The sequence below is a fragment of the Mesorhizobium sp. M0047 genome (genome assembly GCF_040323315.1).
Lineage (GTDB): Bacteria > Pseudomonadota > Alphaproteobacteria > Rhizobiales > Rhizobiaceae > Mesorhizobium.
The window spans coordinates 41,438-55,731 of record NZ_JAMYUW010000022.1 but is presented as its reverse complement, the minus strand read 5'-3'; the positions used below and the strand labels follow the sequence as shown (position 1 = coordinate 55,731).

14 protein-coding genes and 1 tRNA gene are annotated in these 14,294 nt (G+C 62.4%); 6 read left to right on the top strand and 9 right to left on the bottom strand.

Features of this window, described 5'->3' with window-relative positions:
• Nucleotides 1-2: 2 nt before the first annotated feature.
• Nucleotides 3-749, top strand: coding sequence for an aspartate/glutamate racemase family protein (locus tag NKJ89_RS21055; RefSeq protein WP_352605319.1), 747 nt, complete (start codon nt 3-5; stop codon nt 747-749).
• Between the two features lie 5 nt (nt 750-754).
• Nucleotides 755-1,591, top strand: a complete 837-nt coding sequence (locus NKJ89_RS21050) for a GNAT family N-acetyltransferase (protein WP_352605261.1) — start codon at nt 755-757, stop codon at nt 1,589-1,591.
• Between the two features lie 31 nt (nt 1,592-1,622).
• Here the strand turns inward: NKJ89_RS21050 and NKJ89_RS21045 are convergent, their stop codons facing one another.
• Nucleotides 1,623-3,893, bottom strand: coding sequence for a GumC family protein (locus NKJ89_RS21045; RefSeq protein WP_352605259.1), 2,271 nt, complete (start codon nt 3,891-3,893; stop codon nt 1,623-1,625).
• Nucleotides 3,894-4,151: 258 nt separating this feature from the next.
• On the opposite strand from NKJ89_RS21045, the gene NKJ89_RS21040 reads away from it, so the two are divergent.
• The 4 genes from NKJ89_RS21040 (at nt 4,152) to NKJ89_RS21025 (ending at nt 8,718) form a co-directional block, all read left to right on the top strand.
• Nucleotides 4,152-4,715: a polysaccharide biosynthesis/export family protein gene (locus NKJ89_RS21040; RefSeq protein ID WP_352605257.1), complete on the top strand. Its 564-nt coding sequence runs from the start codon at nt 4,152-4,154 to the stop codon at nt 4,713-4,715.
• An 8-nt stretch (nt 4,716-4,723) separates the two neighbouring features.
• Complete coding sequence (locus NKJ89_RS21035) at nt 4,724-5,854, top strand: glycosyltransferase family 4 protein (protein WP_352605255.1); 1,131 nt, start codon at nt 4,724-4,726, stop codon at nt 5,852-5,854.
• An 81-nt stretch (nt 5,855-5,935) separates the two neighbouring features.
• Nucleotides 5,936-7,471: an undecaprenyl-phosphate glucose phosphotransferase gene (locus NKJ89_RS21030; protein ID WP_352605253.1), complete on the top strand. Its 1,536-nt coding sequence runs from the start codon at nt 5,936-5,938 to the stop codon at nt 7,469-7,471.
• Nucleotides 7,468-8,718, top strand: a complete 1,251-nt coding sequence (locus NKJ89_RS21025) for an O-antigen ligase family protein (protein WP_352605251.1) — start codon at nt 7,468-7,470, stop codon at nt 8,716-8,718. Before NKJ89_RS21030 ends, NKJ89_RS21025 begins: the two co-directional genes overlap by 4 nt.
• Nucleotides 8,719-8,796: 78 nt before the next feature.
• On the opposite strand, the gene NKJ89_RS21020 is transcribed toward NKJ89_RS21025, so the two are convergent.
• The 8 genes from NKJ89_RS21020 to plsX form a co-directional block, all read right to left on the bottom strand.
• A tRNA-Pro gene (locus tag NKJ89_RS21020) sits at nt 8,797-8,873 on the bottom strand.
• An 85-nt stretch (nt 8,874-8,958) separates the two neighbouring features.
• Nucleotides 8,959-9,420, bottom strand: coding sequence for a YbaK/EbsC family protein (locus tag NKJ89_RS21015; RefSeq protein WP_352605249.1), 462 nt, complete (start codon nt 9,418-9,420; stop codon nt 8,959-8,961).
• Nucleotides 9,421-9,603: 183 nt separating this feature from the next.
• Complete coding sequence (locus tag NKJ89_RS21010) at nt 9,604-9,888, bottom strand: helix-turn-helix domain-containing protein (RefSeq protein WP_023759881.1); 285 nt, start codon at nt 9,886-9,888, stop codon at nt 9,604-9,606.
• A gap of 668 nt (nt 9,889-10,556) precedes the next feature.
• On the bottom strand, nt 10,557-10,859 hold the full coding sequence (locus NKJ89_RS21005; RefSeq protein WP_023759883.1) for a hypothetical protein: 303 nt from the start codon (nt 10,857-10,859) through the stop codon (nt 10,557-10,559).
• A 178-nt stretch (nt 10,860-11,037) separates the two neighbouring features.
• Complete coding sequence (locus tag NKJ89_RS21000) at nt 11,038-11,577, bottom strand: MerR family transcriptional regulator (RefSeq protein ID WP_023759884.1); 540 nt, start codon at nt 11,575-11,577, stop codon at nt 11,038-11,040.
• A 125-nt stretch (nt 11,578-11,702) separates the two neighbouring features.
• Complete coding sequence (locus tag NKJ89_RS20995) at nt 11,703-12,026, bottom strand: integration host factor subunit alpha (protein WP_023759885.1); 324 nt, start codon at nt 12,024-12,026, stop codon at nt 11,703-11,705.
• A 103-nt stretch (nt 12,027-12,129) separates the two neighbouring features.
• Complete coding sequence (locus NKJ89_RS20990; RefSeq protein ID WP_023759886.1) at nt 12,130-13,101, bottom strand: beta-ketoacyl-ACP synthase III; 972 nt, start codon at nt 13,099-13,101, stop codon at nt 12,130-12,132.
• A gap of 9 nt (nt 13,102-13,110) precedes the next feature.
• Nucleotides 13,111-14,181 carry a phosphate acyltransferase PlsX gene (gene plsX, locus NKJ89_RS20985; protein WP_023759887.1) on the bottom strand — a complete coding sequence of 357 codons (1,071 nt, stop codon included), beginning with the start codon at nt 14,179-14,181 and terminating at the stop codon, nt 13,111-13,113.
• Nucleotides 14,182-14,294 lie beyond the last annotated feature (113 nt).

Sequence of the window (14,294 nt, the reverse complement as noted above, 5' to 3'; positions counted from 1 at the left end):
CCGTGCAGATACTTGTGGTAAACCCAAACACGACCTCGAGCATGACCGAGACGATCGCCGCCGCCGCACGCGCCGTCGCCGGTGCCTGGACGGAAGTGGTTGCCGTCACTTCGTCCATGGGACCGGTATCGATCGAAGGCTATTATGACGAGGCGCTGGCCGTACCGGGCCTATTGATGGAGATCGCCGCCGGCGAGCGTGCTGGCGCGCAGGCGGCCATCATCGCCTGTTTCGACGACACCGGCCTGGATGCGGCACGCGCCATGGCCGGTATCCCTGTCATCGGCATCTGTGAGGCGGCGCTTTCCATCGCCGCTTTCATCGCCCAGCGCTTCACCGTGGTGACAACCACCGAACGCTCGCTTGTACCTGTCGAGGGGCTGGTGCAGCGCTACGGCATGGCGGGACGCGTCCGCGTACGCGCTGCGGACATATCCGTGCTTGCGCTGGAGGACCCGGCATCTGGCGCGGTCGGAAAACTGCGCGACGAAATCGCCCGAGCTATCGCGGAGGATCGCGCCGAGGCCATCGTGCTCGGCTGCGCCGGCATGGCCGACCTTGCGCACCGGCTGCAAGCGGAGTTCCAACTGCCGGTTATCGACGGCGTCGGCGCAGCACTCAAGCAGGCCGAGGCGCTGATCTCGCTCGGCCTGTCGACATCGAAGCGCGGCGCCTATGCAAGCCCGCTGGCCAAGCCCTATCGTGGTGTGCTGAAATCCTTCTCACCCGGAATAGCCGCTGCGGAGTGAGCGCCATGAAGCCGACCATCCGGACGCTGTCGCTGCAGGAATTGGCTGTTCTCGTCGACTGGGCGGCCGCGGAAGGCTGGAACCCAGGCCTTGAAGACGCGGCGATGTTCCAGGCCGCGGATCCCGAAGGCTTCATCGGCGCCTTTGTCGGCAACGAAATGGTCGCGGCAATCTCGGCGGTGGCCTATGGAATCGAGTTCGGCTTCATTGGCCTCTACATCTGCCGGCCGGACATGCGCGGCAAAGGCTACGGCAAGGCGGTGTGGAACGCCGGCATGAAAAGGCTTGCCGGCCGCACCATCGGCCTGGACGGCGTCGCAGAGCAGCAGGCGAATTACCGGGCCATGGGCTTCAGCCCGGCCTACGAGACCACTCGCTACAGCGGGCGCAAGGTGGGCCCATCGGGCAGAGCCGACGGACTGCGGTTGTTGACGACAGAGCTCGTGCCCGACATCATCGCCTATGACGCGCATTGCTTTCCCGCGCCCCGGCGTGCCTTCCTGCAGCGATGGCTGCAGGCGCCGCATCACGGGCTGGCGGCGATCAATTCGCGTGGCACCAGCGGCTATGGCGTCGCGCGGCGGTGTCGGTCCGGCTCCAAGATCGGTCCGTTGTTTGCCGACGATATGAAAATCGCCCTGCAATTGCTGGAACGACTGGCTGGTGCCTGCGAAGGCGGCGATCTGAGCATCGACGTTCCAGCCACCAAACTGGACTTTATCGCAGCGCTCAATGCGGCAGGTTTTGTGCCGACCTTCACCACCACCCGCATGTACAAGGGCCCGCCCCCGAAGCTCGGCCTGCAACGATTGTTCGGCGTGACGACGCTGGAACTGGGATAGCGACCGGACCGGCCTTTGCGAAGGAACTCCTTCAGGCGGCAGTGCGCCGTCCCGGCACCGGATTGCCGGGCGGCTCGTGGCCGAGCGGCGTCACCAGCGTCAGGTCGGGATAGCCGCTTTCGATAAGCTTGACCGCGGCCTGTGTTACTTCGTCGTCCGACTCCAGCATGGAGAGAAAGACCTCGGTGGCATCGCCGGTCAGACGGCTGATGCCTTGCGCGTCGGCTGGTCCGCATTCGACCACGACCAGATCATAAGCCGTTGTCAGCGACTGCATGATGATCGGCAGCCGGTCGGCGGCGCGCATGGCGCGGACCGGATCGGCGGTGCCGACGGGAATGACGTGACAGTCCGAGTAGAGATCGGCGTGGATGACGTCGCTGAACTGCGCCTCCGAAGCGAGCAGGTTCGTGATGCCGGGGAAAAGTCCACTGTCCAGCATCGGCCGTGAGGCCGCTCCCGACGCGGTGAGATCCAGCAACAGGACGCGCAGGCCGGCGTCGGCGACCTCGCGTGCCACCAGGACCGCGGATGCGGCGGCCTCGTCGCCCTCCGGCGAGACGAAGATGGCGCGCGCGGCACCACTGGCGATCAGCTTTTCGGCAGCCTTCTCAACGTCGATCTCACCCAGGGTCGAACGCACCGGTTCGGGCTCGACAGCCGTCTGCTTGGCTGCCGCTGCCTCGGCCATTGCGACCATATCAGGCGCTTCGGCCATGGCGGGCATCGTGGCGTAGGGCTTGGCCTCCGCCGCAGCCGGGCGGTTCCCCATCTCCGGGCGAAGGACGGGATCCCGGAGGACGGCGGGTTCCTGGCGGACAACCGGCATTGCGACCATGTCAGACGCCTGCGCCACATGGGGCATCGCGACCTCATCGATCCGTTCGAAGCGGGAACCGGTCGCCGGACGCATCGCACGCCCGGAAAACAGCTCCCGCAGAAGCGTCACGATGGCCATGATCAGCAGCGATGCGGCGAAAGCGGCGCCAACGATAGGTCCGACCTTCGGGAAATAGGCCTCGGAGGGAACCGAAGCCTTCGAGGCGATCCGGGCGTCGACCGGCAGATAGTTGCGGTCTTGGCGCGAAGCCGCTTCGCGATAGTTGGCCAGATACAGCTCGAGCTGCTGCCGTTTGGCGGTAGCGTCGCGCTGCAGCGCGTCGAGATCGACCTGCTGTTCGCCGGCTTGCGCCGAAGCCGCCTTCAACGTGTTGACGTCGGCGACAAGCTGGTTCTCGCGGGCCTTGGCCGTCTCGGCCTGCATCAACAGGCCTTTCATGATCTTCTGGGCCTCGCTGCGGATCTGCGCGTCGAGGTCGGCCAGTTGCGATTTCAGCGCGCGAATACGTGGATGATTGCCAAGCAACGCGGTCGACAGATCGGCGATGTTGGAGCGCAATTCGACCTGTCGCTCGCGCAAGCGCTGGATCAGGTCCGATGACAAAACCTCCGGCACGGCATCCAGCGAACCGCCAGTCTGCAGCGCCCTGCGCACACCGTCAGCGGTCGCTTCGGCAGCGGCGCGGTTGGCGCGCACTTTCGACAGTTCGCTCGACAGTTCCGAAAGCTGCTGGGTGGCCAGCACCGAATTGTTGCCACCCATCAGAAGATCGGACTGTGAGCGGTAGGCGGCGACCTTGGCCTCGGCATCCTTGACCTGCTTCGACAGGTCGGCGATCTCCGGTGCCAGAAAGTCAGCAGCGGCGTTGTTGGATTCGAGCTTGGCCGCCCCTTGCCCCGCTATATAGGCGGCAGCAATGGCGTCCGGTATGGCGGCCGCGAGCTTGGGATCTTCCGACGAGAACTCAATGGCAATGATGCGGGTCTTCTCGACACCATAGACGTTGAGCTTCTCGTGCATTTTCTTGAGGACGCGTTCTTCCGCCGGAATCTCCATCGGATCGCTTTTCAAGCCTACGAGGACCAGGGCGCGGCTCAACGGCGACATGTCGAGCGCGTCGTCGAACTCGGGCAATTTTTCCAGACCAAGCTTTTGTGCGACCTGCTTGAGGATTTCGTTGGAGGAAATTATCTGGACCTGGGTGGCGACGCCCTGTTCGTCGAGAATTGGCTTGTCGGTGTCATTGTTGTTGCTGGCCGGCCGCGTGTAGACAGATTCGCGTGGTGCGATCTCCACCTGCGTCTCGGCCTTGTAGTGGCGGGTTGCCAACGAAGCGAAAGCGAATGCCAGCCCTGTCACCGACAGCACGACGACGACTATGCGCAACCAGTTCCTCGCCAGGCTGGCGAAGAGCTGCCTGAGATCGACATCGACATCTGCGGCCGCGGACTGAACGGACATGCATCCCTACTCCGATACTGGGTCAGGATGCACCGTAAACAACTATGGTAACTCAGCCGTTAAGAACACGGTAAGTTTCCGTTAGGGTTTACTGGCGAGTGAAAAACAAACCTGCAAAAAAACGCAAAAACTCTTGCCGATGCGCCATGCGTCAGCCCCTCCCTTTACCGGTCATTAACCCTAACAGGATGATAACGAACCCGATCCCTGATGTTTGCTGCGACGCCGCAGCGGCAAGTCGAAGGTACCTGTCCGGTCATGAAAAGCACTGCTCCCCTGTTTCGCGCTCTGCTTGCCGTGTCGATGCTTGCTGGCTGTTCCAGCTATCGGCCGACGCCGGCAGCCTTCCACGAGGTGCTTGATCAGCCCTATCGTCTTGGCGCCGGCGACCGCGTCCGCGTCACAGTGTTCGAGCAGGACGGGCTGACCAACACGTACAGCGTCGACCAATCCGGGTACCTCTCCTTCCCGCTTGTCGGCGCCATACCGGCACGTGGCCACACCGCGCAGCAGATGGAAAAGCAAATCGCCGACAAATTGCGGCAAGGCTATCTGCGCGATCCCGACGTTTCGGTCGAGATCGATCGCTACCGGCCGATCTTCGTCATGGGCGAAGTGGGTGCCGGCGGCCAATATTCCTATGTCCCCGGCCTAACTGTGCAGAAGGCAATCGCCATTGCCGGCGGCTTCACGCCGCGCGCCAACCAGGAAAGCGTCGACATCACTCGCGACATCAACGGCAAGGTGATGACCGGCCGCGTGGTCACCTCCGACCCGCTGCTGCCCGGCGATACCGTCTACGTCCGCGAACGCCTGTTCTGACGAACCACGTGGCGGACACCCTCAGGATCGTCCATTGCTTTCGCTCACCCGTCGGGGGAATTTTCCGCCATGTGCGCGACCTGACCGAGGCGCAGGTCGCTGCCGGGCATTCCGTCGGCATCGTTTGCGATTCGACGACGGGCGGCGAGTTCGAAGAACATCTGTTCGAGCAGATGAAGGACTTGCTGGCGCTCGGCATCCATCGCACGCCGATGCAGCGCCATGTCGGCCCGGGCGACCTTGCCTCGGCCTGGCGCACTTACAGGATCATCAAGGAATTGCGGCCGGACGTTTTGCACGGGCACGGCGCCAAGGGTGGCGCCTATGCCCGTCTGTTCGGCTCATTGTTGCGGGTATCAAGGTCTCGCGTAGCCCGCCTCTATTCGCCGCATGGCGGCTCTCTCCACTATGACGAGAACACGACCACCGGAAAGCTGTTCTTCGCGCTCGAGCGCTTCATGGCCCGCTTCACCGACTGCCTGCTGTTTGTCTCCGACTATGAGAGGCGAACCTATCGCCATAAGGTCGGCGAACCGCCCATTCCCAACACCCTTGTCTACAACGGTCTGCGCGCCACCGAATTCGAGCCGGCGATCACCGAGCCCGACGCTGCCGATCTGCTCTATATCGGCATGATGCGCGACCTGAAGGGGCCGGATATCTTTATCGATGCTTTGGCGCTGGCCGGCCCCCAGTTCGGCCGCGCGCTGACCGCGGTCATGGTCGGACACGGCGACGACCTGCCGCGCTACCACGTGCAAGTAAAACGCCTGGGGCTTGAGCGTCATGTCCGCTTCCTGCCGCCGATGCCGGCCAGGGACGCCTTTGCACTGGCGGCGCTCGTCATCGTTCCCTCACGCGCCGAAGCCATGCCCTATATCGTGCTGGAAACGCTTGCCGCGGGAAAGCCGATGGTCGCCACCGCAGTCGGCGGCATTCCGGAGATCTTCGGCACGAGTTCCCCTGCGCTGATCCGGCCCGACCCGGTCGAGCTTGCCGACAAGATAGGCCAAGCGCTGGCCGACCCTGCTGCCTATATCAACCTGATGCCCGATGGCGCGAACCTCAAGGCGCGGTTCGGCGCCGATGTGATGGCCGCCGACATCGAAAAGGCCTACTTCGCAGCGCTCGACAGATAGCCGTTTCAAAACCACAGGTTGTTTCAAGGGTTTCTTAGCTCTCTTTTGCTATTCACCGTCGGGAAGCTTGCGGAAAGCCCCATGAACGAGATCGACCCCGCGCGCCGCTTTTCAGCAGAGGCGGTGCGTAAATTCGACGGCCCGGCCGATGGCGATACTCCCATCGGCATGAACGATGTCGCCCGCCAGGTCGCTACGCAGTACAGGCGCGATACGATGTCGCCGATCATGGTCAGCGGCGTCCTGCGCATGGTCGAATTCGGCTTGCTGCTGCTGTCTGGGCTCGCCGTCTATTTCCATTTTGTCGGGTTCTTCAACTATCTCGCCTGGCAGTATCCGCTGACGATCGCCGCCGCGTCTTTCCTGGCCGTGGTTCTGCTCGACGTTACCGACTGCTACCAGGTTGTTTCGCTGATGCGGCCGATCGCTAATTTCAGCCGCATCCTGCTCGCCTGGGCTGGTGCCTTCGCGCTGATGGCGTTGACCGCGTTCGCCATGAAGATGGCGCAAGACTATTCGCGCCTTTTGTTCGGCAGCTGGTTCGTCATCGGCTTCGTCCTCATCTTCGGCCTCAGGCTGGTGATGTCGAAGTTGATCCGGCGCTGGGCGCGCGATGGTCGCATGGAGCGGCGCGCCGTTATCGTCGGCGGCGGCAAGGCGGCGGAAATCCTGATCCGCTCGGTCGAAAAGCAGCCCTACAACGACATCCGCATCTGCGGCATCTTCGACGATCGCGGCGACAAGCGCTCGCCGCCCATCGTCGCCGGCTATCCGAAGCTCGGCACCATCTCGGAACTGATCGAATTCGCCCGCATCGCCCGCATCGACATGCTGATCGTGTCGCTGCCGCTGACCGCGGAATCGCGCGTGTTGCAGCTGCTGAAGAAACTATGGGTGCTACCGGTCGACATCCGGCTGTCGGCGCATTCCAACGCGCTGCAATTTCGCCCGCGCGCCTATTCCTACATCGGCTCGGTGCCGATGCTCGATATTTTCGACAAGCCTATCAACGATTGGGATTCAGTCGCCAAGCGCGCCTTCGATATCGTCTTCAGTCTCATCGGCATCGTCGTGTTCTCGCCGGTGATGCTGGCGACCGCCATCGCCATCAAGCTGGACAGCAAGGGGCCGGTGCTGTTCCACCAGAAGCGGCACGGTTTCAACAACGAGATCATCGAGGTCTACAAGTTCCGTTCGATGTATACGGACAAGGCCGACCCGACCGCCAAGCAGACGGTGACCAAGAACGACCCGCGCGTCACCCGCGTCGGCCGCTTCATCCGCAAGACCTCGATCGACGAGTTGCCGCAGTTCTTCAACTCGCTCTTGGGTTCGCTGTCGCTTGTCGGTCCGCGCCCGCATGCCATCGCGGCGCAGTCGCACAACCTGCTCTACAACGAAGTGGTCGACGGCTATTTCGCGCGCCATAAGGTCAAGCCCGGTGTCACCGGCTGGGCGCAGATCAATGGCTGGCGCGGCGAGATGGACACCAACGAGAAGATCCGCATGCGGACGGAGTACGACCTCTATTACATCGAGAACTGGTCGCTGCTGTTCGACTTGCGCATCCTGTTCCTGACGCCGGTGCGGCTGCTCAACACGGAAAACGCCTATTGAGCGCGATCAGCCATGATTTGCCGCGCGCGGCGGTCAACGCCAAGCTGATCGCACTGGTCTCCTCATGCGCGGTCTTCCTCGGCATATTCCTGTCCGGCTTCGTCATCAGCGAACCGGCGCCCTACGAGCTCTACATGGCGGGGTTGATCGCCATCTGGGCCCTGTTCGGCCTCAGGGTGTCGCGTGCGGCAATGCCGCTCCTGGTGCTGCTGGTGACGATGAACATCGGCGGCATGATGGCGATGACGCAGATGTCGGATCTCGCCACCACGCCGCTCTATCTCGCCGTCTCGTTGTTTCTTGCCTTCACCGCCGTGTTTTTCGCCTCGGTGACGGCGGTGCAACCTAGCCTCTACCGGCTGATCTTCGTCGCCTATGTCGTGTCGGCGGTGATAACCTCGCTGCTTGGCATTTCCGGCTATTTCCACGCCTTTCCGGGCGCGGAGATGTTCACCAAATACGACCGCGCCGCCGGCGCTTTCCAGGATCCGAACGTGTTCGGACCATTCCTGGTGCTGCCCGGCATCTATCTGCTCTATCTGCTATTGACCGGACCGGTCACACGTATGCCGCTGTTGGCAGTGCCGCTGCTGATCATCACGGCGGGCATCTTCTTTTCCTTCTCGCGCGGCGCCTGGGGCATGTTCGCCGTCTCGGCTGTCCTGCTCACCGGCTGCCTCTTCCTGCATAGCGCCAGCGGCATGTTCCGGCTGCGCGTGGTGGTGATGACGATCGCCGCGCTGGCACTGCTGGTCGTCGCCATGATCGTCATCCTACAGCTGCCCGGCGTCTCGGAAATGTTCTCCAACCGCGCCCATCTCGAGCAGAGCTACGACACCGCTCGCCTCGGCCGCTTCGCCCGCTACGGGATCGGCTTCCAGATGGCGATGGAGCATCCGTTCGGCATCGGCCCGCTGGTCTTCGGCAAGATTTTTGGCGAGGACACCCACGACATCTGGCTGAAGATGCTGATGGACTATGGCTGGCTCGGCTTCGTGTCGTTCCTCGCGCTCGTCTTATGGACGATATCAGCCGGCTTCCGAATCCTGCTGCGCGACCGGCCGTGGCAGCCCTATCTCCTGTGCGCCTATGTCGCCTTCATCGGCAATATCGGGCTCGGCACCTTCATCGACATCGACCACTGGCGCCACGTCTACCTGCTGCTCGGCCTGATCTGGGGCGCCATCGCGCTGGAATACCGCCATCAGCGGCTGTTGCGGCCTGCCCGGGTTCAAGCAAGAAGCTAAAGGCCTAACCGATTGGAACTTTGGCTGATCTGGCCGGATTCCAGCCAATGCGGACTCGGGGGAAGTCCTGCTTCAAAATGGTCGGAGTGGCCGGATTCGAACCGACGACCCCTTGACCCCCAGTCAAGTGCGCTACCGGGCTGCGCTACACTCCGGACCGGTCGCGATGTATCGTGATAACCCCGGTCGGGTCAACCGAAATTCGGCGCCTATCATGCCGGTACGAATACCGGGCCTGACCTACCCTTGGCAGACATCGACCCACTCAGCACCGGTAAGATCGATCATACGCTGTGGCGCGATCCGCACCGCGGCATTGGTGGCGCCTGCGGCCGGCACGACCTCGTCGAAATCGCGCAGCGATACATCACAGAAAGTCGGCAGTGGCGCCGGCAGGCCGAACGGGCAGACACCGCCGACTGGATGGCTCGTCGCTTCGACAACCTCAGCGGCGTCGAGCATGCGCGGCTTGCCGCCGAACTGGTCCTTGAACTTGCGGTTGTCCAGCCTGGCGATACCGCTGGTCACCACCAGCATGGTGCGATCACCGACGCGCAGGCAGATCGTCTTGGCGATCTGCGCCGGCAGCACGCCATGCGCCTCCGCCGCCAAGGTCACCGTCGCCGAACTCGCTTCCGTGACGATGACATCGATGTCGGGTGCGCGGGTGGCGAAGAAGGCACGAACGGATTCCAGGCTCATCGTCAAATCCATGATTCAAAAGTTGATGAACGGCAGAGTGACTTCCAGCGGATTTTGGCCGCCGCGCGTATGAACACGCGCGACACACAAATCGGCAAGCCCCAGACTGAAGCGAATGCAGCGGCAGGTACAAAGAACCCGCCAAGGAGGCCTTGGCGGGTTCCTTGGAACACCTGGTGCAGATTATGACAGGGATCGACCTTGCGCGGCCGGCGTTGGCACGGCCGGCGTGATCAGGGCCTCCTGGGGAAGTCGAAGCGCGGACACAATACGACGCAGCTTCAACGGATCGGTCACCTTGCCGCTCTCGATATCCTCAATCTCGTCGACCGCCAGACCGCACGTCAGGGAAAGCTTTTCCACGCTGTAGCCGCGGGCCTCCCGCATCGCTCTGAGGGTGCTGTAATCAGGCCCGCTCCCGTTGATTGCCGATTCGGGGCGGGCTTCGCTTTTTGCATTATGGGGCATTGGCAACTCCATGACTGAAAGGTTTGATCAAATGAGGAGTGTTGCCTGAGACGACCGGGAAGATGCCCGCTCGCCAGCGATTTGCCAAGAGCCAAACGGACCGTCACGGGATCGTGAACCAGCCGCCTGCGAGGCGCGGCGTTTCGGCCCTGGCGATGATGACGGCGGCGGCCCTGGATTGCGCAGAAACAGTCCGGAAACAAGATTCTACAATCGGGAGATACTGACGAAAAAATTCAGGGGCGTAATCCCATTCGCAGCGATCGGATCACCGACCCGATGACCTGCTAAAAAGGAAACGATCCATGAAGAAGTCCCTTCTCTCTGCCCTCGGGCTTGCAGTTGCACTTGCTTTCACGGTGCCGGTGATCGGCGCAACGAGCGCGGATGCGGCCCCGATGGCAAGACATCATCGCCATCACCATCATCGTCACCACCACCACCCTGTTTGCCACCATGGGATGCATCGCCGCCATCACGTTCATCACCACCACATGAAGAAGATGATGAGGAAGGCCTACTAAGCATGCCAACCAGAAGACCGGCCTTGGCTACTTGTTCAAGGCTGGTCTCCTCTTGGCACTGCGGCGCGACACGATGCGGGCGCGTCGATTTCGTCGAACGACAGCGTCGGGGATCTTCAGCATCCGAATGACCGGGCCTACTCCTCAGCGCCGGCTGAACAGCAGGCTGGCGACGAGGCCAACCACCACAAGGCCGACCGCAGCGGCTACCGCCGGATGATCGCGGGCCGACTTCTCGATCACTCTGCCTCGTTTGCGGATTGCCGGCATGGCATCGCGCAGACGTTCGGCAAGATCGGAATAGGTGTCGAGCGCGGCATCGCGACCGTCCTCGTAGTAGGCACCGCCTCGCTTAGCCACTGCCTTTCTCAGGCTGGCCAATTCCTTGGTCAGAGCCGCGACCTGTCTGTCGATATCCATGCCAGAGAGGGTCGAAGATGATGCCATGATGTGTTTCCTTCACGTTTAGAAGGAAGCGTAACGCCTCATCGGAAGACGGGTTCCGGTTTTCGAAATATCGATATCGCTTCGGGCAGCTCTATCTCTTTGTTTTTACGCAATTTCCAAGGGAAAGCGCTATGCGCTTTTCCCGGGAAAACCGTTTCACACTTCTCCTGGAACTGCTTTAGCGCACCTGGTCAAGCAGGCGCTTGCATTCCAGAAGGTCGAACAGCGCTTCCTGCAGCAGCGCGCGATTGTCGCGCGAGAGTTTCGACGCGTCCGGCTGCACCGGACCGTCCTCGTCGCTCTTGCCAAGGCCGAAAAAGCGGCGGCTGGGTTTGACGCGCGGCTGGCCAACCAGTTCGTCGTCCATGCCGCGCGGCTGGGCCGCGGGAGTCAACGGCACTTGATCGGCCTGCTTTCGCTGCGAGATCGCCTCGACGGCCGCCATGTCGCCACTGCCGATGGCGACCAGGAAATGGTTGCCGTTCTCGCGCAACAGCTTCTGCACGCCCTTGATGGTATAGCCCTGGTCGTAGAGCATGTGGCGGATGCCCTTGATCAGTTCGACATCCTGCGGCCGATAGTAACGACGACCGCCGCCGCGCTTCATCGGCTTGATCTGGGTGAAACGCGTTTCCCAGAAGCGCAGCACATGCTGCGGCAAATCGAGATCCTCAGCGACCTCGCTGATGGTACGAAAGGCGTCGGGGCTCTTGTCCATGGGCGAATCCTCACGCTGGACGATGATCCGGCTTGTCCTGCCGAATCGGGTCTCATTTCAGCGGTTTATGAAGCAATATTCAAGCCCGGCGTCATGGCGGCGGCGGTTTTCAACCGCGCGATGGTCTACTTGCCGCTTTTGGCCTTGCCGCTTTGGTGGGAGCGCAAGATACGGTTCTTCAGGACGTTCGACGACTTGAAGGTCATCACCCGGCGCGGCAGGATCGGCACTTCTTCGCCGGTCTTCGGATTGCGGCCGATGCGCTCGTTCTTGGAGCGAACGTGGAACGTCGCGAAGGACGACAGCTTCACCGTCTCGCCACGGACGATCGCCTCGCAGATTTCGTCCAGCACCGCTTCGACGAGTTCGGCCGATTCAGTGCGCGACAGGCCGACCTTCCGGTAAACCGCCTCGGCAAGGTCGGCGCGCGTAAGTGTCTTTCCCCCCATCCGACCGTCCCATCAGCTCAAAACATAAAATTCGGCACAACAACGATAGAGCCTAAGTAATTGATCCGGCAAGGTCAAGGACCGAAACCGGACCGTTTGGCACTTACCAGCGAACCAGGACCGCACCCCAGGTGAAGCCGCCACCCATGGCCTCCAGAAGCACCAGATCGCCCTTCTTGATGCGGCCGTCCGCGACGGCCACCGAAAGCGCCAGGGGCACGGAAGCAGCCGAGGTGTTACCGTGCAAATCGACCGTGACCACCACCTTTTGCTCGGCTATCCCGAGCTTCTTGGCGGAAGCGTCAATAATTCGTTTATTGGCCTGGTGCGGCACGAACCAATCGAGGTCATCGGCGGTGATGCCGGCTTGCGCGAACGTCGCTTCGATGACGTCGGTAATCATGCCCACCGCATGCTTGAAGACTTCGCGGCCCTCCATTCGGAGGTGGCCGACGGTGCCCGTGGTCGACGGCCCGCCGTCGACGAAAAGCTTGTCCTTGTGAGTACCGTCCGAGCGCAGGCTGGCCGCCAGCACGCCACGGTCGGCGATTGCGCCAGTCCCCTCGCCGGCTTCCACGACCACGGCACCGGCGCCGTCGCCGAACAGCACGCAGGTCGAGCGGTCGCTCCAGTCGAGGATGCGCGAGAACGTTTCCGAGCCGATGACCAGGACGCGCTTGGCGAGGCCGCCGCGGATGTAGAGATCGGCGGTGGCCACGGCATAGACAAAGCCCGAGCAGACCGCCTGCAGATCGAAGGCAAAGCCGTGATGCATGCCGAGCCGGTTCTGGATATCGACAGCGGTGGCCGGGAAGGTGTTGTTGGGCGTCGAGGTCGCCAGCACGACCAGATCGATGTCGGCAGGCGTTAGACCCGCATTGGCAAGTGCTGCGCGCGCCGCCGCCTCACCGAGCGAAGCCGTGGTCTCGTCATCCCCAGCGATATGGCGCTGGCGAATGCCGGTGCGCTGCGCGATCCACTCGTCGGATGTTTCGACCATGCCTTCGAAATCGGCATTCTTCATGATTCTGCGGGGCAGCGCGGCGCCCGTGCCGCGCACGACTGATCTGATCAAAGTTCTTTCCTATTCCTTTGCGTCGGTAACGACGTCGGATTTCCTGTTTGCCTGGGCATGCGGGTTGCGCGCATGGAACAGGTGGAGGTCGGCCTCGATGCGGTCGAGCAGATTGTTGCGCACCATATCATAGCCAAGCTCGATCGCCGCGGCGAAGCCGTCCGAATCGGCACCGCCGTGGCTTTTCACCACGATGCCGTTCAGTCCAAGGAAGACGCCGCCGTTGGAGCGGCCGACATCCATCTTTTCGCGCAGGCGATCGAAAGCGCCCTTGGCGAAAATGTAGCCGATCCTGGCCATCAGCGTCCGGCTCATCGCCGCGCGCAGATAACCACTGATCTGGCGCACCGTGCCTTCCGCCGTTTTCAGCGCGATGTTGCCGGCAAAGCCTTCGGTGACGACAACGTCGACCACGCCCTTGCCGATGTCGTCGCCCTCGACGAAACCATGATAGTTCATCGAGGCCATGTTGGCTTCGCGCAGCATGCGCCCGGCCTCCTTGACCTCTTCCTGGCCCTTGATCTCCTCAACCCCCACATTGAGCAGGCCAACGGTCGGCCTGGCGACGCCGAAGACCGAGCGCGCCATGCCGGTGCCCAGAATGGCAAAGTCGATCAGCTGGTGCGCATCGGCGCCGATGGTGGCGCCAACGTCCAACACCACGCTTTCGCCCCGCAATGTCGGCCACAGGGCCGCGATCGCCGGGCGATCGATGGTGGCCATGGTGCGCAGGCAGAATTTCGACATCGCCATCAGCGCGCCGGTGTTGCCGGCGGAAATGCAGGCGTCCGCCGTGCCGGCCTTGACCGCTTCCACCGCCTTCCACATCGACGACTTCCAGCGGCCCTGGCGCAGCGCCTGGCTCGGCTTGTCGTCCATCCTGACCGCTACCTCGCAATGGAAGAACTCGGTGACCGCTGCGAGCTTCGGAAATTTGGCGAGTTCCGGGCGCACGACCTCCTCACGCCCGAAGATGACGAAGCGGATGTCGGGACGGCGGGTCGCGACGGTCATGAGCGCCGGAATGACCACGGCTGGTCCGTGATCGCCGCCCATGGCATCGATGGAAATCCTGATCACGCGGTATTTATCTCACGGTTAGGCGGCAGGTCGCTTCAGCGACCCCGAAGGTTCGGCGAAAATAACGGTTTTGGGCTGCCGCACAACCGGCTTTTCCGTCACGGGCGAGGTTT